A 26175-nucleotide genomic window follows, 5' to 3' on the forward strand; every position below is an offset into this window, starting at 1 on the left:
GACGAAACCACCATCCATTCTGCGACAACACCGCATGAGGAGCTATGGAAAGTGCCCCGAATCAAGCTTTGGACTCCAGATTGAAGCAGGTGACCGACGAAAGGCTCGACGCATTGAGCCGGGAGATGAATGCAGTCGGCATCAGCGCACTTCAGGATGTCCTCTCGCCAGATGACATTGCAATTGCGAGCGACTATGTGCAGCGTGAACTGGACAAGCATCAGCGTCAGCATTTCATTTACGCCGGACGCCCGTGGCTCGACGCCTCACCCCTCGCGACGTTCGGGCAATCTCCGCACCTGCGGCGCATACTCGCCGGGCTGTACCGGCGCGGCACAGGGAAAGCCGCACCGGACATCGACATCGTCGCCGCGCTTCGCGTGCTGTCGGGTGATTTAGGACTGAAGGCATCGAACCTGTTTCACTACGACACCTATGTCGTCACCGCGCTGTTGCCGCTGGTCATTCCAAACGGCCCGAACGAACCGCGCGGCGACCTCGTGATGTATCCGAACCTGCGCAGGGTCCGGTCTTCGTCGGTGATCAATCTGGCCGAAAAAGCACTAGTGCAGAACTCACTGACGCGCTCGGTACTCGCGCGCGAGACGGTGCAGCGTGCGCTCGGCGCACGCGTCTTGCCACTGGAGCCCGGCAATATGTATTTTTTCTGGGGAATGCGATCGCTCCACGCGAACCAGGCGTGCCTGCCGCATAGTGTGAGGTCAACCGTCCTGTTTCATTTTGCCAATCCGCATTCGGGCGGCACACTGGATAGACTGCGCGAGTGGGCTCATCACCGGAATTCCGCGCCGTCCGAGCGTGCCAGGCTTCCGGTAACCCAGGCTCGGAACGCGTTCGACGATCAAAGTCCCGAATAGGTGGAATTGAATTCCGAATCGATCGTGCGAGTGGTTTTATCGGCTAAGGAAGCGTTACGTTAGAAGCCGGCCCCACTCGAAATCGACCCGATCGGGCCTCATGGGGACCACCCCAGCCCCTGGAGTGAAAGTGAGTTCGCCAAAGTACACCGCATTGCCCGGCGCATACAGATCGACACGAACATAGTTGAAGTCTTCGGCCAGCACGGCGGCCATGCCCAGTATGGAATTCAGATTCTCCGGAGGCGGCGGCGGCGTCGCGCTGCGGGCATACGGGCCGATGCCCACGTCAAGATGATTCCAATGAACGTCGAACACGTCTCCACGCGTGTTAGTGCCGAACCGATCCGAGATGACGACGATATACATCATCGGTCGTCCGGATTTTCCGCCGAAGCAGTGAACCTTGTAGTCAGCTGGAATCTGGCGATGCTCGTCAAGAAGAAGTGCTTCGAAGAAAATACGTGGCCGGATTTGCCGATAATGACGTTCCCTTGCAATCCGGTAGAAGTCGGTAGACATCCAGCGATTTGCCAAGGTCTGCAGTTCCTCGAAACTGACTTTCGACTTGTCCTGCACGATCTCAACAAAACTGCTGCCATGATTGGCCTTCATGACAAAGGAGTCGGGCAGCGTATCGAAGACCGTCCGCGTGAAAACGTCAGGCGACGAGATCAGTGGGACCAGATGCCGTTCGCCGACTTTCGCCTTCACATAGTCTCTCACGGCCAATTTATCGGTCAGGGCGGCATATCGCGGGTCTGGCCGTAAGCTGCGCTGCAGGATTTTCTCGTTGAATGTCGTGGGACGGAACAGTTTCGGAAAGCGCCCGATATGCTTCCGATGCAGCAGGCTCAGGAAAAGCGCATCGGGAAGCAATTGTTTTGCGTTGTCCTTCATCAATTGAAGAATCGCACTGGACGGCTGCCACATGGTCTCTCTCCGAATATAGGGCACACAGTTATGAGCCAACGCGATAGGTCGGTCAGTGGCCGCAACCGGTCGCATGCGCGAACCTGCCTGTTTTCGTTCGGGCAGGCCGCGCACGATAAGTCCATTGCGCCGCCAGGCTTGCGACTGGACCGGTTAGCAATGGATCAGGTGTCCTGGCATCCAATTGTCATACTCAGACGCCCGCCCACTTTGTGAAATAGCGAAAGCGGCGAGGTGGTTCAGCATAGCCCGGAGAAGGCCGCTCGAAAGCTAGTGGCGCAAATCGTAGAGATATCGGCTAATTTGGTTGTGTGATTCGCACAATGCGGTCGGCGTCCAATCAATGATCCACAAGTATTTCCGTCGGGTTGCGCTCGGCAGCGCGGGCGGTCCGGCTTCTGTGGTTCCCCAATCCGAGCTTCCAGAGGCGCGAATTCAGCATATCGCAGATTTCGCGGTGTCGCCTTCGGTCAAAAATCTGCCACATCCGTTCGCCGATACTGCGCTTCAGCCGCCACGGCAGGCAGACCATGCTCAATATGTCCGCCGCGCGGCTTTGAGTTCGTCGCAAGGCAGGACGAGTCAGTAGAAATATCAATAGCCTGATCATTGTTGTCCTGCGGACAACATGGTGATCGCCGCGAGCCCTCTACTGGCAATTAAAGCCCGATCCTACAATTCGTCTCGACGGAGGCGCTGCGTGCAGTAAATCCGACGTTGGACTGAACAGCCCGATATGCATGCTTCCATAACGACGGGCCATCTCTACGCGCTCACTTTGCATCGTTAGTAGTCCAGTGGGATATGCCCGGCATTCGGTCAGTCACTATCCACGACCCCGATGCGCCCACGGGCGGCCTCGGCTGGACGCATTGGGCAGTGGCCAACATTGCGCCGTCGCAGACGTCGATCGAAAAGGGCGCGTCCGGTAATGCAAGCCTGCTGCCGGCGGGTGCTGTCGAAACCCTGACCGACTTCGGCGACTCGAAATACGGTGGACCGTGCCCGCCACAAGGCGAATCGCATCGATATGTCGTCACGGTTTCGGCGCTCACTGTGCCGGCCATCGATGTGAAAGCGGCGTCGAGTCCGGCGCTCGTCGCTTACCAGATGCATGGCAAGGTCATTGGGCAGGCGCGCTTTGTCGCGCGGTATCACCGTTCGGCGGAGTAACCGTGGACTTCGGCGGGAGATTGTCATGCGGTCTTCCGCCATGCGCCTTCGGTCATCGAACGAAAAATTCTTGTGTCAGTGTCACACGACGCAGCATCAAACGTCTTGTGAGAGTGCCGTCATTCGAGCAGACCTTATTTAATCGAACGTCCCACACACGACATGCACCTTGGTAAATCATATCGCCTCACCGAGTTCCTCATCTGGACACGAAGGCAGACCTACGCACTCGTCATTTGCGGCTCGGTGCCCGTGATTCTCTACAAGTACGCGTCGATGACGTGGCTTTCGGTGCCGTTCACTATCGTCGTACTGCTGGGTACGGCGACGTCCTTCATCGTGGGCTTCAAGAACGTGCAGACGTATAACCGTGCAATGGAGGCACAGGACGTCTGGACCGAGATTGTCGGCGCGAGCCGCAAGTGGGGGCAACTGGCGTGCGCGTTTCCCTCTGAACGAAACACCAGCCGCGAACTGATCTGCCGGCATCTCGCGTGGCTCACCGCATTGCGATACGAATTGCGTAGCCCTCGTATCTGGGAAAGCATGACCCGGCGCTTCAATCTCGAGTACCGGCGTCACTATCATGTCCCCGAATGGGAAACAGCAATCGAAGACGTTCTGACGAACTATCTTTCCAGCTCGGAAAGTGCGCGCGCGCTGGCATCGCCCTCGGCGACGACAGCCATATTGAGCATGCAAAGCGATTGCCTTAAGTCACTGCATCACGGTGAGCATCTGAACCTGTCGTTCTATTTCGAACTTCAGCGGGTGACTGGCGATTTCATCGCGCTTCAGGCGAAAGCCGAGCGCCTGAAAAACTTCCCTTACCCTCGCCAATACGCGACGATCAGCGCGTTGTTCGTGCGGTTTTTCTGCTTTCTGTTTCCGTTCGGTCTGCTGCAGGAGTTCGACAAACTCAATAGCGGCGCAAGCGGACCCATGCACGGCAACATGATCTGGCTCGTTGTCCCTTGCAGCGTAATGGTTTCGTGGATGTACACGTCGCTCGCGCAGGTGGGCGAAAGCACCGAGAACCCCTTCGAGGGAAGTGCGAACGACGTCCCTATTTCCACGCTGTGCGCCGCGATGGAGCGCGATCTGCGCTGGATGCTCGGAGAGCCTGTCGAGCATGCGGCGCCGCAGGTCATCGCCCTCTAGATTGGTGTCTTAAGGACAACAGAGTGAGGCGCGCAGCATAGCTTCCGATTGCCTGCCGCGAAGACTACGATGGTTGCTTACGGCATATCGCCGGCCCCGGTGCGCGGCCCGTGCGCACTGGTTTCATCCTCGCTGGAGCAACCATGACTCAACGCATCAACTATGTGCAGCAATCGCCCGAACTGTTCAAGAAGTTCGTCGCGTTCGGCCTCGCGGTGAAAGAGACCGGTATCGAAACGTCGATCTGCGAACTGGTGTCGCTGCGCGCATCGCAAATGAACGGCTGCGGCTTTTGCGTCGACATGCACGTGAAGGAGGCGAAGATTCACGGCGAGCGCGAATTGCGCCTGCATCACGTGGCGATCTGGCGCGAGTCGACGCTGTTTTCTCCGCGTGAACGCGCAGCCCTCGCATGGACGGAGATTTTGACGAAGTTGCCGGAAGACGGCGTGCCCGATGACATTTTCGAACACGTGCGCACGCAGTTCACGGACCAGGAACTGTCGAACCTGACGTTTCAAGTGATGGCGATCAACGGCTGGAACCGCGTTAATGTGGCGTTCAGGACTGTGCCGGGATCGTCGGACGCGGCATTCGGACTCGGAAAGGCCAATCTGGCCTGAGCGACGAATCGTAGCCGCTCATCTGCAGCAACACGGAGCACATCATGCCTGAATTCAGAAAGCTTGCGATGATCGCGGCGGCGTGTCTCGCGCAAGCGGCTCACGCCGCGCCCGACGCTGTTGTCACGCCCTTGATGGAGAAGCCGCTAGCGGATTATCCGGGCAAGGAAGCGCTGATGCTCACGGTCGTCTATCCGCCGGGCGCCGCCGATCCGGTGCACGTGCATCGCGCGCACGGCTTCATCTACGTGCTGGAAGGCACGATCGTGATGGCTGTGAAGGGCGGCAAGGAAGTCACGCTCACACCCGGACAGACCTTCTATGAAGGCCCGAACGACGTGCATACGGTCGGCCGCAACGCCAGCGCGACGCAACCAGCGAAGTTTCTCGTTCTGTTGTTGAAGGAGCAGAACGCGCCTGTTCTCGTGCCGGTGAAGTAACTCATACGTAGTACTCGCGGCGTGCTCGGCAAAGAGCCGCCGCGGACGGCTTCATAAGGCGATGCGCGGTCCTATGTGCGTACCACGAGACGGTTCTACAGGAACTGAGGCGCATCGTTCAGGCGCTCGCGCGGGCGGAGCATCGGGCAACGTTCCCGTCGTCATTTGCATATGATGCGGCTGCAATGCACATGGCCAGGCAATTCAGCACGCATCAACTCGAATCATTGCGCATCTACTGGCGAAGCAGCGCCCATGGGCGGGCGACGGTGTGCTTCGTTCTCAGGCCGGCATCGGAACAAAATAGGCTTTGCGGCACGCACATTGTTTTTCGACCCCCGCACAACCTAGAAGCGGTAGTTGACCGACGCCAAAGTATTGAGTTCGCTGCGGCGCTCAGTGATCGGGCTCGCCGCCGCATAGTGCTGCAGTCGCCCGACAGTGACTGCGACTGAGCCTACCCAGTGCTTTGAGAAGTCGTAGCTGACGTAGCCGTTCAGATGAACATCCCGAATGCCGGAACCGGTTCTGTAGACCGGCAGTCCGGATGCCGCGCTTTGCTGGCTCGACACGCCGAAGAACGTCCGCGTGTATAGCGCATCGGCCCACGTAAAGCCCGGGCCAATAGAGAAAAGACAGCTTCCAACAGGCACCGACGCAAGCAGGTCCACCGGAACGGTTTTGCCTTGGCCGTGCGCTGCAATGTCCTGATACAGGGCGACGGAGCCCGTGAACATCCAGACCGTATAGTCAGCGAACAGTTTGAGTTTCGGGCCGCCATGCACGTTGCCCAGACCGTGCAGATGCGGATCGTCCTTCTCGTTGCGTGACTGGAAATCGAAACTCAGCGCCGCGCCGACGTGATAGTTCGTACCGCGCAGCGCATTGACGCCCAGCACGTCCGGCCCCTGCGAGAAGAACCGGTCATCGTAGGAGATATCGAGCGAAGGGAATGGGAACACCCTCGTATGCCGCGAGCCGGGCGACTCCGGCGTCACGACGACGCCCGGCCCGAGCGCCACTTTCCATTTGCCGTCACCGGCGGCAGCTGTTGCGTCGGCTGCGCGCGCGGTCGAAGCGGGCAGGAAGCCCGCCAACGATATCGCGAGCGCTGCGGCGCCCACGGTTCGGTGCGTGAACGTCCGCGCTTTCATGCGTCATCCTTGCCGATGGCAGCAAGCTGCCGCAAGCGGCGCGCGAGCGCTTTCGATACAACGGGGCTGCGCAGTTCTCCAGATCCCGAAGCGGCTTCGCTCTCGCGCAGAAACGATGCCGTTTCGCGTGCAACGATCTCGCGTTCGTTGTCCGATGTGATCATGTGGTACGAATTGTCGAGATAGATGGTGCGCAGAAAGCTCGAACCAAGCGCCAATGCGGCGGATTGGGCGGTACGCGGGCTCGACGTTTCGTCGTCGATCGCGTGTATGACGAGGCAATCGTTGCGGATACCGCGAATCTGCGAGCGGACGAGCGATGCTAGGCGGCTCGCCTCATGCAACGCGGGCAATGCAATCGTCGAAGGACCGACCTCGCTGAAATTCGAGCGCTGCATTGAGCGCGCGATTTTCGCACGCAGCGCTTCGTTGCGCAGGCCATAGGGTTCCGACTCGCGGTAGTGCCAGCGCGAGCGTAAGGGCGTGTAGTAAGCCCATCCGAGGAGAAAGCGGTACCAGGGAATGGCCCAGCCGTTGTAGGCGAGCGTGAGCGACAGCAGCACTACCGCCTGCGCCTGCGGGCGTCGATGAGCGAGTGCGAGCGCGAGAGCCGCGCCGATCGACAATCCACAGATGGAGACCCGATCGAATCGTGCGGCGAGCGCATCGAATTCACTGGTTGCGGCGTCAAGCCAGTGTTCCATTGTCTCGCCGCCAGTGCCCGCGCTGTATCCATTGAGCACTGGGGCACACACCGTGAAGCCCTCGTCGTGCAGGAACCGCCCGAGATAGCGCATTTCGAGCGGCGAGCTCGACAGGCCGTGCAGCAATAGCACCGCGTGTCCGCCGCCTTCGAGGAAGATGGACTGCGTTAATGATTTCATGTGTCGGTCGCCACGCGCAGCACGAGGAAATCGCCCGCGTGAGTCGTAAATTGTTCGCAGATGCAGTCGACGACGCGCGCAGCGCCTCCGGCAAGGTTCGAACCGGCGGCGAATCGCACACGATGTGAACCGGCCGAGAGCCCATTCGAGAGCCGTCGGATATCGTCAGGATCGACCTCGGACAGGCGTGGCCCCGGCGCGAGATCCGCTGGCAACCCGGCGAACGTGTGCGCGGCGACGGCCAGCGCGGACGTCGTGCCGGCGCCGTTGCGCCGTAGCGGCTCACGTTCGAGTGCCTGAATCAGAATGAACGTCTTGTGATGGTGTGATAGATGCCTTAGCAGCCGATGCGTTTCGTCAATGGCACGGCGTGCGATCGCGCGCTCATTGTCATGGCGAAGCAGCATTTCGTAGCGCGACTGCGCCACCGCAGCGATAAGTTCGGCGCGAAACTGTACGCGGCGCAGTTTTTCGAGCAACGTGATCACCACGAGCGTGACGACTGGATACGACACGAGCAATATCAGGTCTGACCGGTCGAAGACTGCGATGCTCACGTACGGCGGGACAAACAGATAGTCGGCGATGCCCAGGCCTGCCAGCATCACGGTCAGCGCCGGAGCAAGGCCGAAGTGGTACTGAACGAGCACCGCCGCAATGCAGAACGCGGTTCCAGGCATGACGGGCCCGAGCAACGGATGCAGCAGCATTCGTACTGCGCTCGCGATGGCCAACGCCGCAGCAGCGGCGAGCCACCGCCGCTTCCCTTGGGGTGCCCAGCAACGGGCGTTACGGACTTTCATATGCTATTACGGGCCGCGTCGGCTGCGCTGTTGAAATAATGATGTTTCTGTTCAGAGGGCTGTGTCTCGCGAAAGCCTGCACCATTTGCAGGGCAGAGCATTCGCGCTTCCCGGTGGTTTGATTCGAGATCTCTCAGACGCTGCTCCCGGTTTCGATCCGTTGGAGCGCAATTGCTAACGGCATCAAGCTTGTCATGCAGAAAATGGAGTTTGTTTCCCTGGGGCACGTCCAAACTGGCGCTTTTTAGTGCGCTTATTCATGTACGTTCCGAAATTCGGGCAAACGTGCTGTGTGTCGCCCGTCGCTGCGTCTATTGCGGCACCCTAGTGGGTTTACGGCTTCGGATGCAAAAAGTTGAGCCGCGGACCATGCCCCGATGACCGCACGGACCGTGTTCCCCGGCGTCGGCGGTCATAATCGCGCGTCTTTCGGATGTAACGCGCATTGGGCCGGTGTGCGCGAACCTGGGCGCTTTTTCGGATTCATCCACCGTTTATGTTTGCGCAGAAGCTCGTCCTCGCTATTGAGAGGGTTTACCCAGGCGACGATATTGGCAACCTGGCTTTTGTTCGAGCTACTTCAAAAGCAACCGCCCGAGGGCCAGTAATTCCTCGAATTGAGTTACCAGCTCAAAACATAAAGCAAATAGCAACGTATAAGCTGGCCCCGGAGATTTTTGCAGCCATCGCAGGATCGGAACTGCTAAACGGGTCCTGGCTGCGTCTCGAGTCATTGTCCACGTGGTGGTCGCTCCGAACGCCGCTCCCGCCAGTATGTCGGTCGGATAGTGCCAGCCGAGATAGACGCGCGGCAGGCATATGAAGATCGCCGCGTGCAGTAGCGCAAGCACGCCGACGCCGCGCCAGACGAGAAAGATGCCGGTGGCGACCGACATCCACAACATGGCGTGATCACTCGGAAACGAGCTCCAGGTCGGCAAAACGGCAGCACCCAGATCATCCGATGGAAAATGCAGGTGCAACTCCGGGTTATAGACCGGGCGTATCCGAAACGGTAGAAAATGGGCAACAAGTCTGAACGTTGCGAGCGCAAGCAGGGCGCTAGCGATCGTCGCAACGACCATTTCACGTTCCCATTCACCCCGCTGACCGGGCTTGAACCAGATCCACCATAGCACTGCTACGAGCGCTAAACCTTTGAATGTGTATAGAGCCGCAACGACTCTGATCGGGTGGTTCAGCATGGGCAGATCTGCAGCAACGCCGGTCAGAAAAGTCTGGATTGCGGTATCGAAGACATTCATCGGCAACCCCTCTTAGCCTTTTTGTTGTAACCAAAGTTCTTTGTCAGCCGGTGGCCATGTCGTCATTGCGCAAGGGGCGACACAGCCCCCCGCAGTTACGTGCACGATTTATATGCCTTGTTATCAATCCGGTATGTGGGAAGAACCACCTAGCTTTCCGACCTTGACCCGGCGAGGCACGATTGTATTAGAACGTGCCGGGGCACTTTACGTGGCGGATGCCTAATGTTGAGGGCGCATTTCCCAAACTTGGTTGTGAATTTGCCAATGCATCTTCACATGCGGTGTCATCCACAATATGCACTGCGGTTCATACCGCATTCGGCTGTCTGCGGACCGGTATGTGTCAATCACCGATCACCGTTCAGGATCAAAGTTGATGTAACTGTGAAGCCAGCGCGGCCAGGTTCGCCTCGGGCGTTGGTCGTCGGCAGCAGACCTCAACTACCTGCACACGTTCGAAAAGACGCGCGAAGGCGTCGCGGAAACTGTACCTGCATGCCAGATCCCAATGACCGCGTTTGAGTCTTAATCATCGCCTTGTTAAAAGCATGCAGGCGGGGTCAACCTGCGGACGCATCGAGCGCCCCGTCACTCGGCGCTCGCGTGCAAAACCGGGATGCCGCATCAAAGCGTCGTTGCTTTCCGGCCCTTCGTTTCCTAATCTGGTCGGGAGGCTCTGGTCGGAGAAGGCCGGTGGGCCGTCATGCATTATCTCGGAGGTCCGAAGTGTCCTTTGATCGTACGGAGACAGCCGTGGTGTTCATCGACCCGCAAGTCGATGTCCTGAGCAAGTCGGGCAAGAATTGGGGCGCGGTGGGAGCAAGCGTGACAGAGAACAGGACGGTCGAAAACATGCTGCGAATCTTCAAGGCGGCAAAGACCGCGAGATTTCCCGTCTTCATATCGCCACATTACTTTTTCCCGACCGATCGCTTGTGGAAATTCAACGGACCGTTGGAGTCCGACGAATTCGCTACCGGCACGTTTGCGCGTAGTGGTCAATTGTGTCTCGAAGGTTTCGAGGGATCAGGCGCTGACTGGCTCGACGAATTCAAGCCTTACATCAACGACGGCGAGACCGTTGTTGTAAGCCCGCACAAGGTCTTCGGACCGCAAACCAACGATCTCGTCCTTCAACTGCGCAAGCGTGGAGTGAGAAGGGTGGTACTGGGAGGCATGCTTGCCAATATGTGCGTGGAATCGCATCTGCGTGATCTGCTCGAACAGGGATTCGAGGTTCATGTCGTGAGCGATGCGACTGCAGGACCACGTCACCCCGTTTGGGGCGATGGATATAAAGCGGCGATGGTCAACTACGCATTTCTCGCGCACGGCGTGGCGACAACCGACGAGGTTGTCGCCTCAATGGAATGACGCACGGAGAACCAGCAACTCCCGGACGGACTCCCCGTCGCTTACTCCCTCATCAATGCGCCGCTTCTGATTCGGCGATATGCCGGGCGATCGTCGCATTGACTTTGTCGGCGTGCGTGAGCGGCCCCATGTGTCCCGCGCCCTCGACGATTGCAAGGCGTGCGGCGGGCAGCAGCATGGGCAGCCGCTCGGCAATGGCCCGCGTCGGGATGGGCGCATGCTCGCCGCGCATGATCAGCGCCGGCACACGCAGGCTCGTGTACGCGCTGGCAGGCGTGCGTTCATCGAGGAGCGCGCGGAAGTCGAGCGGCGCCTTCGGCGCCCAGCGCGTGAGCGCCGCCTGCACCGAGGGCCGCAGCGCTTCCCATGCGCCCCGTCCGCTCCAGTAGTCGACGAACGAAGCGGCCGCACCGCGATAGTCGCCGCAGTTCACGCCGTCGGCGGTGCGCTTGGAAATCGCGACGATTTCCGACAGCGCTTCCACTCCGTAGGTGCCCATCGCCTTCAGCAGATGAAATGCCGACGGTTCATAGAGCGTCAGACTCGCAATGCGCTCGGGCCGCTCGACGGCCGCGCGCAACGCCACGCCACCGCCATACGAGTGCCCGACGAGATGCACCTTGCCACAAGCGGCGTCGATGATGCCGATGGTCCTCGCCGCCTCGTCGGCAAGCGTGAACGCGCGCTCGCCGCTCCACGGGCCGGTGCTGTCGCACCCGTAGTGCTCGGGCGCGACGAACGCATGGTGCGAGCCGAGCGCCTCGCCCAGCTTGCGCCATTGCGTCGCTCCGGAGCCGGAGCAATGCAGTGCGATTACTGTCGTTGGAGATGAGTAGACTCGCGATGCGATGGCGCTATTCATGTCGTTCCTGGAACTCGATGAGTTGAGAGCACGGATGCCGTGCCGGGGAGTCTCTACTATCGGTGCGAAGCCGGCAGCTGGCTATGCTCGAAACGCCGGGAAATTTGCTCCGTCATCCGAACTGATAGGCGCACAGTGCGTCCATTTATCGGAGTCAGCCGTCGATGTCGATTGACTGCATGCGACGTTCGAGCTCGCACATGTCGACGGCAGATGCGAGGTACGCATCTCGACGGCTGTGTTCAGCGCGGTCGAGCAACTCTTGCAGCAAGAGAAACAGATAGATGAACATGATGCCCTCCGGTCGGCGACCTGGTCGATTGAGTACCAGCGCGAACGGGGCGGGATGCAACGGCATCCGGTTCGATGGACGGTGGCTCGCGCTACGGCTGGACGCTGTGTATTGCAGAGTCCATGCCATATCGCTGCAAGCCTTGTATAGCGGTGATTCGAACAATGCTGGGTGCGACGAATGCGAGAAACTGTCGTAGCGTCCCCAACACGGAATTCATGCGAAAGTCGGCATGACACGAACACTCGCTCGTTGCGCGTCGCGCTCGCCAATCTGGATTCTGCGAGTCTGGCCGCGTGCAGTGCGAACCGCCGCGCGGGCGACGGGAAATGTGAGCGCAGCTTGTCGATACCCAGGCGTACCGATTGCTCATCGCTTCTGTCGCTCCAGTCACAAGGCGTTATGGCAGAGCAACATAGCCGGCGAAACTGTTGAAACTTCATCCTCCGGCAGAATAACGGAGTCATCACCCGAAAGACGAAACAACCCGAGGAGACACGCCAGCCGCAGCGGCATGGCGTCGCCTCTGGCGCGGTTGCACCGAAGGACACGTACCATGAGCAGACTGCTGACAAACTGGTCGACGCTTTTCGCCACGGCGATTCTGGTCGCGGGTTGCGCGGCTCCCCCCATGCCATACACCGGGCCGCACCTTACCCCCACCGAGTGCCGCGACCTCACAGCGCTGAGAACAAACGCTCCCCCGACCATGGCGCAACACCAGAGCGAACTCGCTGCCCTGAGGAAAGCGGGTTACGACCCGTCGCCCTGGTATGACCCGTACTATCCGGACGACCTCCAAGCGGCACAGCGCCTGGTTGACTACTGGTTCCAGACGGAGTGCCGGCAGCCTCAGTCGGGTTGAGGACCCAACGGGTATAGCGTTCAGGTCGCTCGGACGAGGCTATGAACGGCAGACGGGCAATCACCTCTTCAGATCGAGCGGACCTTCATACGGTACGTCCACTGACGGGTTGGCCATGCGCATCAGGAATGGCGAAGCTATGGACGTCTGCTCGATGATCCGCCCTGCGCTAGACGAACAAATCGGGTAAGAAAGTTGTTCCCGGACACGCCGCGACGCTCGTTTCTCTGATCGTTCACCGTGTCCGGGCGCGGGCGGGCTGGCTGCGCAAATAACGAGCGAGCCCGCCAAATTCGGCGGGCTCGCTCGGTCCAGCCCCGGGCTCCGATCAGCTATTGAGCCACCCTTGCAGGTACCTTCGACAGAAGCGGCCCCAAACCTTCGGCGAACGTCAGATGCGAGATGACAGCATCGCGTAGCTTCGGGTACGGAAGCTCTGCAATCATCGCCGTCTGCACCGAAGCCATTACCTCTCCTGCTTCCGGTCCGATCATCGAGTATCCCAGGATACGGTCGTCGTTGGCGCCGACGAGTACCTTCATGAATCCCTGAGTTTCGTCGGTCGCTTCAGTTCGCAGCACATTGCTCATTGGGAGTGTCGCGACGCGAACCGCGATTCCGTCACGAAGCGCATCGCTTTCGTTCAAGCCCACGCGCGCGAGCGGCGGATCGGTGAATAGCGTGTACGGAACCAGCCGGTCGGTTGTCGTTCGATGTCCGCCCGCGAGGTTGTCGCGCACTAACCTGAAGTCGTCTACCGAAACATGCGTGAACTGCGGACTGCCCGCGACTTCGCCGATCGCCCACACACCCGGCGCCGATGCCTGCAACCTCCCCGGCTCGTCGTCCGGACATCGGCCGCAGGTGGTGCGTCCAACGGTGAGACGCTTGCGCAACTGAAAGGTCTGATGGCGCTAATGCATGCGGAATCGAATGCGGACGGGCTGGGAGGCTATGCAATGCTGAACGCGCTGTCGACGGCGCTGTTCGCGCTCGCGCTGCGTATGTCCGGCGAGTCCGACGAAGCGCCGACAGGGTTGCTGGCTCTCGCTGGACATCCGCGCCTCGCTCCGGCGCTTGCGGCCATATTCAACGAGCCGGCCTATCCGTGGACCCTGTCTGAACTGTCCGAACTTTGCAGCATGTCGCGAGCGACGTTGCTTCGCCACTTTCAGGACAAGGTGGGGCGCTCGCCCAATGAACTCCTGACAGATGTCCGGATGGCATTGGCCGCCAATGAGTTGAAAAAGCCAGGCGTTTCCACGGAACTCGTAGCCGAGCGCGTCGGCTATCAATCCGTCGCGGCGTTCCGGCGCGCCTTCACCCAACATCTGGGCATGACCCCCGCCGACTGGCGTCGCTCGGAGCTGGACAAGCAGCACGGACGGTCATGAGTTGCACCGGTTTCGGCTCGTCTCAGCGGTGATTGTCGCAGCGAGGCTTATGAGTATTCGAAGCGTCCGACGGATTTTCCCCGCTGCGGCGTTTAAGAAGAAACGAAGCCGTGCCGCGCTTCGGTACTGAGTGAATGGGAGAAACAGAGGTGGCCCCGTTCGTTCGGACAGTTTTTTCGATTTTTAAGTGGAACGCTGGGTGGTCACGCTGCCAATTTAATCGCGGGCAGCATCGCGAAGTAAGCTTCATCCGGGGTCTTGTTCGATAGACTTGAATGAGGCCTTTGCTGGTTGTACCACGTCAGGTAATTAGCGATGGACTTCCGTGCCTGGCCGACGGACTCATAGGCGTTCAAATATATCTCTTCGTACTTCACGCTGCGCCACAGCCGTTCGATAAAAACGTTGTCCCGCCAACTTCCCTTGCCATCCATCGACAAGGCGATTCCGCGCGAGAGGACCGCGTCGGTGAAGACGGTACTGGTGAATTGGCTGCCTTGATCGGTGTTGACGATCTCAGGCAATCCATATTTCGCGAATGCTTCTTCAAGCGCTGCCACCGCATGTTCAGCTTCCATCGTGATCGCGACTCGGTGCGCTAAAACACGGCGGCTGGCCCAATCGATCACAGCAGTGAGATACACGAAGCCGTGTGCCATAGGCACGTATGTTGTGTCCAATGCGTACACCTGGTTGCTACGCTCGATCTTCCGATTGCGCAGCAGGTATGGCCAGATCTTGTGAGCCAGATGTTTGCGGCTCAAGTTCGGCTTGCGATATAGCGCTTCGATGCCCATTTTGCGCATCAACGTGCCGACGTGCTTGCGTCCGACCACTATGCCCTCTCGCTTGAGCAGGCGCATCAACATGCGCGCGCCGGCAAACGGGTGCTCCAGGTGCAACTCGTCGATGCGGCGCATGAGCGCCAGATCCGCGGCACTGACCGGGCTCGGCGCGTAGTACGCACTGGATCGGCTGATGCCGACCAGCTTGACCTGCCGGGAAACCGGCAGGGGGTGAGCACGATCAATCATTTCTTTGCGCTCAGCAGGCCTGCCTTGCCGAGCGCGCCGGACAAAAAATCATTCTCCAGCGCCAATTGGCCGATCTTCGCGTGCAACGTCTTCAGGTCCACCGGCGGCTCATTGACGGGCGCGCCCGCCGCGCCGAACACATCGGCCGCTCGTTCTTGCAACTGCCGCTTCCATTCTGTGATCTGGTTCGGATGAACCTCAAACTGCTGCGCCAATTCTGCCAGCGTACGCTCGCCGCGTACGGCTGCCAGTGCCACCTTCGCCTTGAACGCCGCTGAGTGCGTGCGCCGGGTTCTCTTCGTCATCGTCTGGTTTCCTTTGTAGGCATTATGCCCATTTCAGAACCCAGCGATTCCACCTAACCGACTGTCCAGATCTCCGGGGCCACCTCTAACCGACATGACATCGAAAAAGCCGTTTCACTTCGGACGCTACATGCTCGCCGTGGCGGCGACCTGCGCTGCCGCGCTGACGGCGGCACCCGCCATTGCCCAGGCAGTGATCCTCGCGCCTGTCGCGCCACCGCCGCCCCGCGTCGAAGTCATGCCCGCGCCCCGCACGGGCTATGTCTGGGACCAAGGCCGCTGGCGTTGGCACCACGGTCGTTACGAGTGGGCGCCGGGTCATTGGCAGCCGGTTCGCGCCGGTTATCACTGGGTGCCAGGACACTGGGTGCAGCGCGGTCCGAACTGGCGCTGGGTCGAAGGTCATTGGGCGTGAAGGTCTCGCGTGACTCCAGGAAGCAAGCTGCAATGAAAACGCTGCTCTTATTGCTGCTCGTGACGTCGCTCGGCGGTTGTGTGGTCTACCCGGCGCGGTCGGTCTACTATCGCCCCGCAGTCCTCGTATATTGAGCAAGCGCATGAACAAGCGCGTGAACACCCGCGATCAAATAATGCAAGGGCAAAGAACCTACGAGGATAAAACCGACGTGAAACGCATCGCATGTATGTGGCAGGGCGCGGCCTCTTGAGCGAACGCGATCCCGACGCGGAACTGCTGAAGCAGGTCGGCCGGCACGATCCGGCCGCCGTGCGCACACTGGTTGCGCGCAAGTTGCCGCGTCTGCTCGCGCTAGCCACGCGCATGCTGGGCGATCGCATGGAAGCGGAAGACATCGCGCAGGAAGTGTTCGTGCGAATCTGGAAACAGGCCACGCGCTGGCGCGAAGGCGAGGCGAAATTCGACACGTGGATTCATCGCGTCGCGCTCAATCTCTGCTATGACCGCCTGCGCGGCCGGCGCGAAGATCCTCGCGACGACATGCCCGACGAGGTCGATCCCGCCGCGCCGCCGGATGCGCGGCTCGAAGCGCGCGCCCGCAACGAGCGGGTTCGCGAAGCACTCGCCGCCTTGCCCGCGCGACAACGCGAGGCACTGGTGCTCAGCTATTACCAGGAGATGTCGAACACCGACGCCGCCGCACTAATGGGCGTCACCGTCGATGCGCTGGAAAGTCTGCTGGCCCGCGCGCGCCGCAATCTGCGCGCTCAACTGGCCGGCAGCGGCCTTAGCAAGGACAAGTCATGACGCCGGAAAGATTTCATCAGATCGTCGAAGCCTATGGCGCCGATCCGCGCCGCTGGCCGCAACAGGAGCGAGCAGCGGGGCAGGCGTGGGCGGACGCGCATCGCGCGCAAGCGGATGCGTACCTGGCTGAAGCGGCCGAGCTCGACACGTGGCTCGCCGCCGACCATCTTGCGCCGCCGGACGCGGCGTTGCAGCAGCGCATCATCGGCGGCGCGCCGCTGCGGCGGCGGCCCGTTTTACAGCGGCGCGTATGGTGGTGGTCAGGCGCGGTGGTCGCGGGCGTCGGCTTGCTCGGCGGCGCGGCCGGCGCTTTGGCCGTGTCATTTTTCGTCTTGACCGAAACGGTGCCGCCCGTGCACGAGTCCTCTTATCTGACGTCGAGTTTCGGTGGTTCATCCGCCGACTGGAGCGGCGAATGAACAGCCGCTCATGGAAAATCGTGCTCGTGGCCTCGCTGGTGCTCAATGTGTTCCTGCTGGGCGCGATTGCCGGTGGTGCCTATCAATGGTTTGCGGCGCGCGGCGCCACGACACCGCTCGCCGCGCAACAGCGCGCGCTGCGCTTTGCCGCGCAGACGCTTTCAACCGAGCGGCAGAAAGAGTTTGCCGACAGCCTGAAGAACGGGCGCCGCGAGGCACGGCAGTTCGCGCGCGAAGCACGTGAAGGGCGGCGCGAGGTGTTGCGTCTGCTGGCCGCTCCGCAACTGGATCGCCCGGCGCTCGACGCCGCCCTCGCTCGCACGCGCGCGGCCGACAGCAATCTGCGCGCGCAAGTTGAAAGCAGTGTGGCGGATTTCGCGGCGGGGTTGGCGCCCGAAGAGCGGGTCAAGCTCGCCGACAGCCTGCGCGTGCGCGGACAGTGGCGCGAGCCGCTGTCCGCCGCCAATGTCGCCAAACCGGCGAGTGCGGCATCTGCGGGTGACTAAAAATCAGACGGGCGCGACGGATATCTATCGCGCCGCACGTTCAAGCTTTATCTAACGCCGAAGAGGATGGCATGGCTGCGCAACCGAATCTCACTGCCGCTGCGATTGCGCTGAACCGTTTCGGCCTGGGCGCGCGCCCCGACGACACGGCGCCCGCCGATCCGAAAGCCTGGCTGCTCGCGCAGTTAGATCAGTATCAGCCGAAGCCGGCTGCGTGGGCGAGCCAGCCGGATGCGCTGACAATATCGGGCGAACTGGAGCAGCAGCGCATGCAGTTGCGTTTGCAGACTCAGCGCAATCCGGGCGGAGCGAGCATGCCCGCACAAACGAATGCTCAGACAGGTGAGCAAGCGGCATCGCAAAGCGACACGCGCAAAGATAAGGAAGCCGAAAGAAAAGCGATTCGCGCGGAAATACGCGACAACTATCGATCGTCCGTGAATGCGCGAGTGACCAGCGCACTGACCACACAAACGCCCTTTGTAGAGCGGCTGGTTCATTTCTGGGCTAACCACTTTGCGGTGTCGGCGGAAAAACCCGCTGTGGCGGCGCTCGCCGGCTCGTTCGAAGCCGAAGCGATCCGCCCACATGTGTTGGGCCGTTTCGAGGACATGCTGGTCGCGGTGGAACGTCATCCGGCCATGCAACTGTTTCTGGATCAGACGAGCTCGGTAGGGCCGGACAGCGTCGCGGCTATGCGGGCCGCGCAGCGCAATCCAGAGCGCAAGCGCGGCCTCAATGAAAATCTCGCACGCGAAATCATGGAGCTGCATACGCTAGGCGTGCGCAGTGGCTATAACCAGGACGACGTCACTGAATTCGCCCGCGCGCTGACCGGTTGGAGTCTCGTTGCGAGTCCCCGGAATCCGGTTAATGCCGTTAATGCCGGCAGTTCAGCCAGTGCAGGCATGCCGGCAAGCCCGCCGATACAAGCGGCCTCGGCGCCGGGCAGTTTCGTGTTCCGCGAGGCGTTGCATGAGCCCGGCTCGCGAACCATCATGGGCCGCCGCTACGATCAGCGAGGCGAACAGCAGGCGCTCGCAATCCTGCATAACCTCGCAAGCGCGCCCGCGACAGCGCAGCACATCGGCTCGAAACTGGCTCGTCATTTCATTGCCGACGATCCGCCGCCAGACGTGAGCGAGCGGCTTGCGAGCGTGTTCGAGCGCAGCGGCGGCGATCTGCCCTCCGTCTACCGCGCATTGCTCGACATGCCGCAAGCGTGGTCGCCCGCAGCCGTCAAGTTCAAGACGCCGTGGGATTGGGCGATCTCCTCGATGCGCGGGCTCGGCTGGCAAGACCTTGGCAATCTGCAGGCAGCGCCCATCCTTGCGCAACTCGGCCAACCAGTGTGGCGGCCAGGCTCGCCTGCCGGTTACGACGATATTGCTGCAAGCTGGGCCGCGCCCGATGCACTGGTGCGCCGCGTGGAAGTGGCGCAGCGCTTCGCCGCCCGCGTCGGCGACCGGCTCGACGCGCGCTCGCTGGGGCAGGTCCTCCTCGCCGGATCGCTGAGCGCGTCGAGCGCAGCGGCCGTGGCGCGAGCCGAAAGCGCATCCACGGCCATTGCGCTTTTGCTGGTTTCGCCGGATTTTCAACGGAGATAGCGCCATGTATTCACGCCGTCAATTTCTGCAAGTTGCTGCTGCCGGGGCGGGCGCGATTCTCGTTTCGCCGCATATCGCTTTCGCGAGCGTCGTCACGGATCGGCGTTTCGTGTTCGTGATTCAGCGTGGCGCCGCCGATGGCCTGAACATCGTCGTGCCATACGCGGAGCCCGCCTATGCAACGTTGCGCGGCGCGCTTGCGATCGATGCGTCCAACGCGCGCCATCTGGACGGCACCTTTGCGCTGCATCCCGCACTCATGCAAATCGGCGCCATGTACGCGGACCGTCAGGCGCTGTTCGTGCACGCGGTCGCATCGCCGTATCGCGACCGCTCACATTTCGACGGACAAAACGTGCTTGAGACGGGCGGCGCCTCGCCCTATCAGATGAAGGACGGCTGGCTGAACCGGCTCGTCGCGCAATTGCCCGCGGCACGCGAAAGCGCGATTGCGTTCGCGCCGACGGTGCCCATGGCGCTGCGCGGCAAGGCCGAGGTGACTTCTTACGCGCCGTCGGCATTGCCGCAAGCGCCGGACGATCTGCTCATGCGCGTCTCTCAGCTATACGACCAGGACGCGCAGTTGCGCCCGCTGTGGGAATCAGCAATGACGGCGCGCGGCCTTGCAGGCGACGCCGGCGCGCGTCAGGACCCCGCGAGCCTCGGCAAACTGGCCGCCAGTTTTCTGTCGCGAGATGACGGCCCGCGTATCGCAATGATCGAAACCGGCGGCTGGGACACGCACAGCGCGCAGAACGCGCGCCTTGCCAATCAGCTGAAAGCGCTCGACACGATGCTCGCGGCGCTGCGCGACAACATGGGCCCGGCCTGGCGCAAAACCACGGTACTCGTGGCGACCGAGTTCGGCAGAACCGCGGCCGCGAACGGCACAGGCGGCACCGATCACGGCACGGGCTCGGTGGCGATGGTATTGGGCGGCGCGGTCGCGGGCGGACGGGTCATCGCGGATTGGCCCGGTCTCGCGTCTCGCGATCTTTACGAAGCGCGCGACCTCAAACCGACTACATCGCTCGACTCGCTGATTGCCGGCGTCGCGAGCGAAGGCCTCGGCCTCGATCCTCAGCGCACGGCTCGCGCGCTGTTCGGTCAGACCGTCGCGACGAGACCGCTCACGGGTATCGTGCACGCATAGTGCGGCACGCTCAACGGCGCACATAGCTTTCGCGCCTCGCTAACCTCGGCTGACTCCCACGTCGACATGCTCCGGCGACTCGATCGCTTCCATCAGCAGTGCGATGAACGCGGTCACGGCCTGCGGAAGCGTGCGGCCCGCCATCGTCTGGATTTGCAGCGTGCGCTGGTGCAGTTCGGGGTTTGAAATCGGCACCATCGCAAGTGAGTCGGACACGAGGCGGCTGTGCACCGTCAGATAGCCAGTCAACGTTATGGCGTCGGTGTAGCGCACGAAGTTTTGCAACGCAACGTGATAGTTGCTGGCGACCACCGGCTCGAAGATCAGCCCTTCCAGACTGCATGCGATATCGAACAGTCGCCGTATCGTCAGGGTCTGGCTCGGCATGGCGAGCGGCCAGGGCAGCAGGTCCGCCAGAGAGACGCTCGCGCGCACAGCGAGCGGATGACTCTGCCGCATCAGCGCGTACACCGGCGCGCGCTGTGCGTAGTGCACTTGCACGTCCCGCTCCGGCGCCATGTTGAAGCATACCGCGACGTCGTGCGTGCCTTCCCGCACGCGCTGCGTCGCTATCGACGGCGCGGAGACGTCGAGCTGGAAATGCGCTCCGGGATGTGTCTTCAGGAACTGCGCGAACACGAGCGGCAGGAAGTCCGGTGCAACGCCCTCCGAACTTGCGATGCGGATCGTCGCGCGTTCGCCGGCCGAAAAACCGCGGATCTCGTCGGTGACGCGCTCGTCCTCCAGCTGACTGCGGCGGGCGTGGTTGGCGAGCAGCCGCCCGGCATCGGTCAGTACCATGCCGCGCGGACGGCGCTCGAAGAGCGGCGTTCCGAGTTGCTCCTCGAGCCTCGCGATCTGCCGGCTCAGAGCCGAAACGGCGACGAAAAGCCGCTCGGACGCCTTGCTGAGCGATCCGCTGCGCGCGACTTCGAGGAAATAGCGCAAGGCTGTCTGGTCCATTGGATGCGTTGAGTCCCGGTGGCGACCTTTGCCGTTCCGGCAAAGGTGAGTGAGAAATATTGTAATTGTGCAGAAATATCGGCCACCACAGCATGGGTGTTGACCCGCTGCCCGCATGCGCCGCGCACTCTGACGCGGCGGCGCGACGCAGTTTCCAGCGCACCCGACGGAGACCGAGTTGACCCGACACACCGCCATTGAGCTAGCCACCGAAGGTTACCGATCCGGCCAGTTTCTCGTCGACCTGCAACGCCGCGTCGCGCTGCGTACGGAAAGCCAGGAGCCGGAGCGCGACGCGCTGCTGCGCGCCTATCTCACCGACGAACTGACGCCGCGCCTCGAAGCATGGGGCTTCGTGTGCCGCATCGAGGAGAATCCGCACGAAGGCGCGGGCCCGTTTCTGATCGCCCATCGTCATGAAGGCGACGATCTGCCGACCGTGCTCAGCTACGGTCACGGCGACGTGGTGCGCGGCTACGACGCGCAATGGGCCGGCGGCCGCTCGCCGTGGCAGGTGAGCGTTGATGGCGAGCGCTGGTACGGTCGCGGCACTGCCGACAACAAAGGCCAGCACAGCATCAACCTGGCCGCGCTGAAAGCCGTGATGGACGCCCGCGGCGGCAAGCTCGGCTTCAATCTGAAGCTGTTGTTCGAAACCGGCGAGGAGGTCGGGTCGCCCGGTTTGCACGCGCTATGCACCAGGTTGCGCGACGAACTTGCCGCCGATGTCCTGATCGCCTCCGACGGGCCGCGTCTCGCCGCCAACCGCCCGACGCTCTTTCTCGGCTCCCGCGGCGTAATCAATTTCCGGCTCGACGTGACGCTGCGCGACGGCGCGCATCACTCGGGCAACTGGGGCGGCTTGCTGCGCAATCCGGGCATCGTGCTCGCCAACGCGATCGCGTCGATGGTCGATGCCAACGGCCGCATCGCGATCGAAGGGCTTCGTCCGCCGCCGGTGCCGGACGCGGTGCGCCGCGCGCTGGCCGACATCACCGTGGGCGGCAACCCCGGCGAGCCTGAAGTCGATACCGACTACGGCGAGCCGGGCCTGACGCCCGCCGAGCGCGTGTTCGGCTGGAACAATCTGGAAGTGCTCGCGTTTCGCACCGGCAACCCCGAAAAGCCCGTGAATGCGATTCCGCCGTTCGCGTTTGCTCACATGCAGCTGCGCTTCGTGGTGGGCACCGACTGGACCGATATTGCCGGCATCGTGCGCCGCCATCTCGACGCGCACGGTTTCCGCACGGTCGAGGTGAACGTCGAACGCGGCGCGCCCGCAACGCGCGTCGATCCGCAGAACCCTTGGGTGCGGTGGGCGCTGCGCTCGCTTACGCAGACTACCGGCGCGCAGCCGGTGCTGCTGCCGAACCTCGGCGGAACGCTGCCGAACGACGTGTTCGCCGACGTGCTCGGCATGCCCACGCTGTGGGTGCCGCATTCGTATCCCGGCTGTTCGCAGCACGCGCCGGACGAGCATCTGCTCGCGCCGGTCGTCGAGGAAGGTCTGCGCATCATGGCGGGCCTCTTCTGGGATCTCGGTGCGCGCGAGGGCGACGAACCCAACGCGAATCCGGCCGCCAATCTGCCCCGTCAACTATATCGAGGACTGCGCAATGAGCACTGACACCGTCGCCATCCAGGAACCGCTCGACGCCGCGCGGTCGCACAACATCGCGCGCCTGATCGTGGCGACATCGATAGGCAACGCGCTCGAGTTCTACGATCTCGTCGTATACGGCTACTTCGCCTCCACGCTGTCGCGGCTGTTCTTTCCGACGCACGACCGCACCGTTTCGCTGTTACTTACGCTCGGCACGTTCGCGCTGTCGTATCTCGCGCGTCCGGTCGGTGCGCTGGTGCTCGGTTCGTATAGCGACCGGCATGGCAGAAAGGCCTCGCTCACGCTTTCGATCGGGTTGATGACGCTCGGTACAGGACTCGTCGCTGTCATGCCGCCATATGCGACCATCGGCATCGCCGCGCCGATCCTGATCTTCCTGTCGCGTCTGCTGCAAGGCTTTTCCGCTGGCGGTGAATTCGGCAGTTCGACGGCGTTTCTCGTCGAGCATGCGCCGGCGCGCAGCGGCTTCATGTCGAGCTGGCAGTTCTCGAGCCAAGGCGCGAGCACCTTGCTCGCCTCGCTGTTCGGCGCCTTGCTGACCGGTCTGCTAACGCCGCCGCAACTCGAAGGGTGGGGCTGGCGCATTCCGTTCCTGTTCGGCATGCTGATCGGCCCCATCGGCCTTTACATTCGCCGGCGCATGGACGAAACACCGGAGTTCGCTCGCGCCGAAAAGCTCGCGTCGCCCGTGCGCGCGGTGCTTGCGACACAGAAGGAACTGGTGCTCGTTTCGATCGGTTCGCTCGTGCTCACCACGACCGCGAATTACATGCTGCTTTATATGCCGACGTACGCGACGCATCAGCTCAAGCTCTCGCCGTCGTCGGGATTCATTGCGACGCTCGTGGCGGGCTTTATCGTGATGGCGCTGGTGCCGGTGGTGGGACATCTATCGGACAAGTTGGGGCGCATCCGCATCATGCTGCCGGTCGGCGTGCTGTTTCTCGTCACCGTGTATCCGGCCTTCATGTTGATGAACGCCTATCCGTCGCTGCCCATGCTGCTTGGCTGCGTGATCTGGGTCGCGCTTCTCAAGGCGACGTACTTCGCGCCGATTCCCGCGTTGATGGCGGACCTCTTTCCAGTTGAAACGCGCACAACCGGCATGGCCTTCGCATACAACATCGGCACGACGATTTTCGGCGGCTTCACGCCGGTCGTGGTCGCGGCGCTGATCGCCTTCACACATAACAATCTCGCGCCCGGTTTGTATCTGATGATCGCCGCTGTAATCAGTCTCTTCACGCTGATGTGGGCGCGCCGCCGTCTGCATGTGCGGTGACGGGGCGGGATTCATCGCCGGTTATCGCCATACGTGCAACGCCTTTTCAGAGAACTCACAGGAAATACGCATGAACGAAGCATTGCAGCAGGCCATCCAGTTTTCCATCGGCCATGAATCGACGTGGCATCGCCAGGTCGATGCCAACTGGGGCGTGCATGTGAAAGACCCGGCGCCGTGGAACCGGCTGCTCGGGCCAGTGCATGACCGGGGGCCGGTATCGGGCGCGATTGCGCTCGACGGACGCAAGCTCGCGACGTGGGGCGAGCCGGACCGCGCCGACCTCACGTTCAGCATTGCAAAGACCTATCTCGCGCTGCTCGCGGGCGTGGCCCACGACCGCGGCCTGCTGCCCGATCTCGACGAGCCCGTGCGCGTGCGCGTGCCGGGGATCGGCTTCGACGACGATCACAACGCGAACATAACGTGGACGCAACTGCTGCAACAGACGAGCGAATGGCAGGGCACATGCTTCGGTTTGCCCGATCAGGCGGATCACTATCGCGCGGTCACGTTCGGTGAGCCGCCGAACGGCAAGAAGGGCGATCCGCGTCCGCTACAGCAGCCGGGCACGTATTGGGAATACAACGACGTGCGCATCAACCAGCTCTCGCTTGCGCTGTTGCATCTGTTCGGCGAGCCGCTGCCGGAAGTGTTCCGCGAGGCGATTGCCCGTCCTTCTGGAGCAAGCGACGCCTGGGATTGGGTCGGCTACGACCACGCGTGGGTGAAGGTCGGCGGACGCCGCGTGCAGTCGGTGCCGGGCGGCACACACTGGGGCGGCGGCATGTCGATCAGCGCGAACGATCAGTTGAAGATCGCGCAGATGCTCCTCGACGAAGGTACCGTATCCGGACGCCGTGTGCTGTCGAAGGAATGGATCGCGCGTATGCAAACGCCTTGCCCGATCGCGCCGTTCTACGGCTATCTCGTCTGGCTCAATACCGGACAGAAGATGTTCCCGAGCGTGCCGGCATCGAGCTACTTTGGCGTCGGCGCGGGTAGTTCGTTCATGTGGATCGAGCCGACCCGGCGGCTCGCCGTCATCGTGCGCTGGCTCGATCCGGAGCATGCGGACGAATTCTTTGGGCGCGTGTTCGACGCGGTCGCGCAGTTGCGGTGACGCATCCGCCTTCAATTTGCTACGGCGTCAGCGAGACGGAGGTGTTGCTTCCCTGCCCGAAGCAGATTCAACCCGGTGAATCCGCCGCGCCGCTCGTCTTGCTGGACGCCCGCGACTGAACACTCGACAGATGCTCGCGCATGCATCGGGCCGCCGTTTCTCCATCACGCGCTTTCATCGCGTTGACGATTGCCTGATGTTGTTGAGCGAAATAGTGCCGCGTCTCCTGGCTGACGGTTTTCTTTCGGACCTCCGGCTTGACGCGCATGCCGTTGATCACTTCCATGAGCGCAATGAGCGCCGGATTGCGGGTGGCCTGGCTAATCAACAAATGGAATCGGTGATCCCATTGCTGCCACGCCTCGTCGCTGTTCGCGGCCGCGTTTTTACGCGCGCACTTCTCCAGTTCGAGCAGATCGTCCCAACTGGCCTTGGTCGCGGCGAGTTCTGCCAGCGCGGGCTCGAAGAGTAGCCTCATTTCGGCGATATCCGCTGGACTCGTGCCCGCACGCAAGCCGCGCAGCGTGGGACCGAACTTGAGCGGCCGTGCTCCCAGGTAGGTGCCGCGCCCAACCCCGCGCCAGACCCGTCCCGACGCCTCCAGTGAGGCAAGCACCGAGCGCAGTTCCCTTCGACTGACGCCAAGCTCTTCAGCCAGCTTCCTTTCGGGCGGTAAGGCGTCGCCGTCTTTGAGTTGATGGCTGGCGATATACCCGAGCAGGGCGTTCAATGCTGTCTCTTCCATTCCGTCTACCGAACCAATGAATATTGGTATCAAAGATAACAGATCGACAGCGCACTGACGCCGGGAATTTTCATGGAACGTTTTT

26 protein-coding genes and 2 pseudogenes are annotated in these 26175 nt (G+C 61.7%); 17 read left to right on the forward strand and 11 right to left on the reverse strand.

Going from position 1 to position 26175, the window contains the following annotated elements:
• The first annotated feature begins 68 nt into the window (after positions 1-68).
• On the forward strand, positions 69-878 hold the full coding sequence (locus tag RW095_RS21590) for a hypothetical protein (RefSeq protein ID WP_317018243.1): 810 nt from the start codon (positions 69-71) through the stop codon (positions 876-878).
• A gap of 54 nt (positions 879-932) precedes the next feature.
• On the opposite strand, the gene RW095_RS21595 is transcribed toward RW095_RS21590, so the two are convergent.
• Positions 933-1811, reverse strand: a complete 879-nt coding sequence (locus tag RW095_RS21595; RefSeq protein WP_317018244.1) for an ATP-grasp fold amidoligase family protein — start codon at positions 1809-1811, stop codon at positions 933-935.
• A gap of 822 nt (positions 1812-2633) precedes the next feature.
• Here RW095_RS21595 and RW095_RS21600 point away from each other — a divergent pair.
• The 4 genes and pseudogenes from RW095_RS21600 to RW095_RS21615 form a co-directional block, all read left to right on the forward strand.
• A pseudogene (locus tag RW095_RS21600) lies at positions 2634-2984 on the forward strand (YbhB/YbcL family Raf kinase inhibitor-like protein); the annotation flags it as partial.
• Between the two features lie 162 nt (positions 2985-3146).
• Positions 3147-4145 carry a bestrophin family protein gene (locus RW095_RS21605; RefSeq protein WP_317018246.1) on the forward strand — a complete coding sequence of 333 codons (999 nt, stop codon included), beginning with the start codon at positions 3147-3149 and terminating at the stop codon, positions 4143-4145.
• A 143-nt stretch (positions 4146-4288) separates the two neighbouring features.
• The gene (locus RW095_RS21610) at positions 4289-4768 is read left to right on the forward strand and encodes a carboxymuconolactone decarboxylase family protein (RefSeq protein WP_317018247.1); all 480 of its coding nucleotides are present in this window, start codon (positions 4289-4291) and stop codon (positions 4766-4768) included.
• A gap of 44 nt (positions 4769-4812) precedes the next feature.
• Entirely contained in the window at positions 4813-5208 is a 396-nt protein-coding gene (locus tag RW095_RS21615) for a cupin domain-containing protein (RefSeq protein WP_317018248.1), read from the forward strand.
• Between the two features lie 347 nt (positions 5209-5555).
• On the opposite strand, the gene RW095_RS21620 is transcribed toward RW095_RS21615, so the two are convergent.
• The 4 genes from RW095_RS21620 to RW095_RS21635 all read right to left on the reverse strand — a co-directional run bounded on the left by RW095_RS21620 (position 5556) and on the right by RW095_RS21635 (position 9314).
• Positions 5556-6362 (reverse strand): MipA/OmpV family protein, encoded by an 807-nt coding sequence (locus tag RW095_RS21620; RefSeq protein ID WP_317018250.1) that lies wholly within the window; start codon positions 6360-6362, stop codon positions 5556-5558.
• A complete protein-coding gene (locus RW095_RS21625) occupies positions 6359-7246 on the reverse strand; it encodes an alpha/beta hydrolase (protein WP_317018251.1) in 888 nt (295 codons plus the stop codon). Before RW095_RS21625 ends, RW095_RS21620 begins: the two co-directional genes overlap by 4 nt.
• Positions 7243-8049 carry a DUF4118 domain-containing protein gene (locus RW095_RS21630; RefSeq protein ID WP_317018252.1) on the reverse strand — a complete coding sequence of 269 codons (807 nt, stop codon included), beginning with the start codon at positions 8047-8049 and terminating at the stop codon, positions 7243-7245. Before RW095_RS21630 ends, RW095_RS21625 begins: the two co-directional genes overlap by 4 nt.
• A gap of 575 nt (positions 8050-8624) precedes the next feature.
• Positions 8625-9314: a phosphatase PAP2 family protein gene (locus RW095_RS21635; protein ID WP_317018253.1), complete on the reverse strand. Its 690-nt coding sequence runs from the start codon at positions 9312-9314 to the stop codon at positions 8625-8627.
• Between the two features lie 729 nt (positions 9315-10043).
• On the opposite strand from RW095_RS21635, the gene RW095_RS21640 reads away from it, so the two are divergent.
• Entirely contained in the window at positions 10044-10691 is a 648-nt protein-coding gene (locus RW095_RS21640) for a cysteine hydrolase (protein ID WP_317018255.1), read from the forward strand.
• 52 nt (positions 10692-10743) lie between these two features.
• Here the strand turns inward: RW095_RS21640 and RW095_RS21645 are convergent, their stop codons facing one another.
• Positions 10744-11553, reverse strand: a complete 810-nt coding sequence (locus RW095_RS21645) for an alpha/beta fold hydrolase (RefSeq protein WP_317018256.1) — start codon at positions 11551-11553, stop codon at positions 10744-10746.
• A 154-nt stretch (positions 11554-11707) separates the two neighbouring features.
• Positions 11708-11845, reverse strand: a complete 138-nt coding sequence (locus RW095_RS21650) for a DUF3563 family protein (protein WP_128587860.1) — start codon at positions 11843-11845, stop codon at positions 11708-11710.
• Between the two features lie 556 nt (positions 11846-12401).
• On the opposite strand from RW095_RS21650, the gene RW095_RS21655 reads away from it, so the two are divergent.
• Complete coding sequence (locus RW095_RS21655; protein WP_317018257.1) at positions 12402-12710, forward strand: DUF4148 domain-containing protein; 309 nt, start codon at positions 12402-12404, stop codon at positions 12708-12710.
• 332 nt (positions 12711-13042) lie between these two features.
• Here RW095_RS21655 and RW095_RS21660 read toward each other — a convergent pair whose 3' ends face one another.
• Positions 13043-13519 (reverse strand): hypothetical protein, encoded by a 477-nt coding sequence (locus tag RW095_RS21660; RefSeq protein ID WP_317018258.1) that lies wholly within the window; start codon positions 13517-13519, stop codon positions 13043-13045.
• A gap of 15 nt (positions 13520-13534) precedes the next feature.
• Between RW095_RS21660 and RW095_RS21665 the strand changes: the two are divergent.
• Positions 13535-14104: pseudogene (locus RW095_RS21665) on the forward strand (helix-turn-helix domain-containing protein); the annotation flags it as partial.
• 203 nt (positions 14105-14307) lie between these two features.
• Here the strand turns inward: RW095_RS21665 and RW095_RS21670 are convergent.
• Positions 14308-15443, reverse strand: a protein-coding gene (locus RW095_RS21670) for an IS3 family transposase (protein WP_394364999.1) whose coding sequence is annotated in 2 segments (ribosomal slippage) — positions 14308-15179 and positions 15179-15443 — 1137 coding nt in all. Because the reading frame shifts where the segments join, the coding sequence is not laid out codon by codon here.
• 94 nt (positions 15444-15537) lie between these two features.
• Between RW095_RS21670 and RW095_RS21675 the strand changes: the two genes are divergently transcribed.
• The 6 genes from RW095_RS21675 to RW095_RS21700 all read left to right on the forward strand — a co-directional run bounded on the left by RW095_RS21675 (position 15538) and on the right by RW095_RS21700 (position 20353).
• Positions 15538-15858: a hypothetical protein gene (locus RW095_RS21675; protein ID WP_317018259.1), complete on the forward strand. Its 321-nt coding sequence runs from the start codon at positions 15538-15540 to the stop codon at positions 15856-15858.
• Positions 15859-16107: 249 nt separating this feature from the next.
• Positions 16108-16668, forward strand: coding sequence for an RNA polymerase sigma factor (locus tag RW095_RS21680; RefSeq protein WP_317018261.1), 561 nt, complete (start codon positions 16108-16110; stop codon positions 16666-16668).
• Entirely contained in the window at positions 16665-17087 is a 423-nt protein-coding gene (locus RW095_RS21685) for a hypothetical protein (protein WP_317018262.1), read from the forward strand. The genes RW095_RS21680 and RW095_RS21685 overlap by 4 nt, the downstream gene beginning before the upstream one ends.
• Positions 17084-17593, forward strand: coding sequence for a periplasmic heavy metal sensor (locus RW095_RS21690; protein ID WP_317018264.1), 510 nt, complete (start codon positions 17084-17086; stop codon positions 17591-17593). The genes RW095_RS21685 and RW095_RS21690 overlap by 4 nt, the downstream gene beginning before the upstream one ends.
• Positions 17594-17664: 71 nt before the next feature.
• Positions 17665-19200 (forward strand): DUF1800 domain-containing protein, encoded by a 1536-nt coding sequence (locus tag RW095_RS21695; RefSeq protein ID WP_317018265.1) that lies wholly within the window; start codon positions 17665-17667, stop codon positions 19198-19200.
• A gap of 4 nt (positions 19201-19204) precedes the next feature.
• Positions 19205-20353: a DUF1501 domain-containing protein gene (locus RW095_RS21700; protein WP_317018267.1), complete on the forward strand. Its 1149-nt coding sequence runs from the start codon at positions 19205-19207 to the stop codon at positions 20351-20353.
• Positions 20354-20392: 39 nt separating this feature from the next.
• On the opposite strand, the gene RW095_RS21705 is transcribed toward RW095_RS21700, so the two are convergent.
• Positions 20393-21316 (reverse strand): LysR family transcriptional regulator, encoded by a 924-nt coding sequence (locus RW095_RS21705; protein ID WP_317018268.1) that lies wholly within the window; start codon positions 21314-21316, stop codon positions 20393-20395.
• A 178-nt stretch (positions 21317-21494) separates the two neighbouring features.
• Between RW095_RS21705 and RW095_RS21710 the strand changes: the two genes are divergently transcribed.
• From RW095_RS21710 to RW095_RS21720, 3 genes are all read left to right on the forward strand, one after another.
• Positions 21495-22943 carry a M20 family metallopeptidase gene (locus RW095_RS21710; RefSeq protein WP_317018269.1) on the forward strand — a complete coding sequence of 483 codons (1449 nt, stop codon included), beginning with the start codon at positions 21495-21497 and terminating at the stop codon, positions 22941-22943.
• Complete coding sequence (locus RW095_RS21715) at positions 22933-24222, forward strand: MFS transporter (protein WP_317018270.1); 1290 nt, start codon at positions 22933-22935, stop codon at positions 24220-24222. Before RW095_RS21710 ends, RW095_RS21715 begins: the two co-directional genes overlap by 11 nt.
• Positions 24223-24292: 70 nt before the next feature.
• Complete coding sequence (locus RW095_RS21720) at positions 24293-25345, forward strand: serine hydrolase domain-containing protein (RefSeq protein ID WP_317018271.1); 1053 nt, start codon at positions 24293-24295, stop codon at positions 25343-25345.
• 67 nt (positions 25346-25412) lie between these two features.
• Here the strand turns inward: RW095_RS21720 and RW095_RS21725 are convergent, their stop codons facing one another.
• Positions 25413-26090, reverse strand: coding sequence for a FadR/GntR family transcriptional regulator (locus RW095_RS21725; RefSeq protein ID WP_317019926.1), 678 nt, complete (start codon positions 26088-26090; stop codon positions 25413-25415).
• Positions 26091-26175: the final 85 nt, after the last annotated feature.

This window comes from Paraburkholderia kirstenboschensis (assembly GCF_032806925.1).
Lineage (GTDB): Bacteria > Pseudomonadota > Gammaproteobacteria > Burkholderiales > Burkholderiaceae > Paraburkholderia > Paraburkholderia kirstenboschensis.

Excerpts from the sequence above, each read along its gene's own strand:
- RW095_RS21595 (WP_317018244.1), bottom strand. The coding sequence starts at position 1,811 with ATGTGGCAGCCGTCCAGTGCGATTCTTCAATTGATGAAGGACAACGCA.
- RW095_RS21605 (WP_317018246.1), top strand. The coding sequence starts at position 3,147 with ATGCACCTTGGTAAATCATATCGCCTCACCGAGTTCCTCATCTGGACA.
- RW095_RS21610 (WP_317018247.1), top strand. The coding sequence starts at position 4,289 with ATGACTCAACGCATCAACTATGTGCAGCAATCGCCCGAACTGTTCAAG.
- RW095_RS21615 (WP_317018248.1), top strand. The coding sequence starts at position 4,813 with ATGCCTGAATTCAGAAAGCTTGCGATGATCGCGGCGGCGTGTCTCGCG.
- RW095_RS21620 (WP_317018250.1), bottom strand. The coding sequence starts at position 6,362 with ATGAAAGCGCGGACGTTCACGCACCGAACCGTGGGCGCCGCAGCGCTC.
- RW095_RS21625 (WP_317018251.1), bottom strand. The coding sequence starts at position 7,246 with ATGAAATCATTAACGCAGTCCATCTTCCTCGAAGGCGGCGGACACGCG.
- RW095_RS21630 (WP_317018252.1), bottom strand. The coding sequence starts at position 8,049 with ATGAAAGTCCGTAACGCCCGTTGCTGGGCACCCCAAGGGAAGCGGCGG.
- RW095_RS21635 (WP_317018253.1), bottom strand. The coding sequence starts at position 9,314 with ATGAATGTCTTCGATACCGCAATCCAGACTTTTCTGACCGGCGTTGCT.
- RW095_RS21645 (WP_317018256.1), bottom strand. The coding sequence starts at position 11,553 with ATGAATAGCGCCATCGCATCGCGAGTCTACTCATCTCCAACGACAGTA.
- RW095_RS21650 (WP_128587860.1), bottom strand. The coding sequence starts at position 11,845 with ATGTTCATCTATCTGTTTCTCTTGCTGCAAGAGTTGCTCGACCGCGCT.
- RW095_RS21655 (WP_317018257.1), top strand. The coding sequence starts at position 12,402 with ATGAGCAGACTGCTGACAAACTGGTCGACGCTTTTCGCCACGGCGATT.
- RW095_RS21675 (WP_317018259.1), top strand. The coding sequence starts at position 15,538 with ATGACATCGAAAAAGCCGTTTCACTTCGGACGCTACATGCTCGCCGTG.
- RW095_RS21685 (WP_317018262.1), top strand. The coding sequence starts at position 16,665 with ATGACGCCGGAAAGATTTCATCAGATCGTCGAAGCCTATGGCGCCGAT.
- RW095_RS21690 (WP_317018264.1), top strand. The coding sequence starts at position 17,084 with ATGAACAGCCGCTCATGGAAAATCGTGCTCGTGGCCTCGCTGGTGCTC.
- RW095_RS21695 (WP_317018265.1), top strand. The coding sequence starts at position 17,665 with ATGGCTGCGCAACCGAATCTCACTGCCGCTGCGATTGCGCTGAACCGT.
- RW095_RS21700 (WP_317018267.1), top strand. The coding sequence starts at position 19,205 with ATGTATTCACGCCGTCAATTTCTGCAAGTTGCTGCTGCCGGGGCGGGC.
- RW095_RS21705 (WP_317018268.1), bottom strand. The coding sequence starts at position 21,316 with ATGGACCAGACAGCCTTGCGCTATTTCCTCGAAGTCGCGCGCAGCGGA.
- RW095_RS21715 (WP_317018270.1), top strand. The coding sequence starts at position 22,933 with ATGAGCACTGACACCGTCGCCATCCAGGAACCGCTCGACGCCGCGCGG.
- RW095_RS21720 (WP_317018271.1), top strand. The coding sequence starts at position 24,293 with ATGAACGAAGCATTGCAGCAGGCCATCCAGTTTTCCATCGGCCATGAA.
- RW095_RS21725 (WP_317019926.1), bottom strand. The coding sequence starts at position 26,090 with ATGGAAGAGACAGCATTGAACGCCCTGCTCGGGTATATCGCCAGCCAT.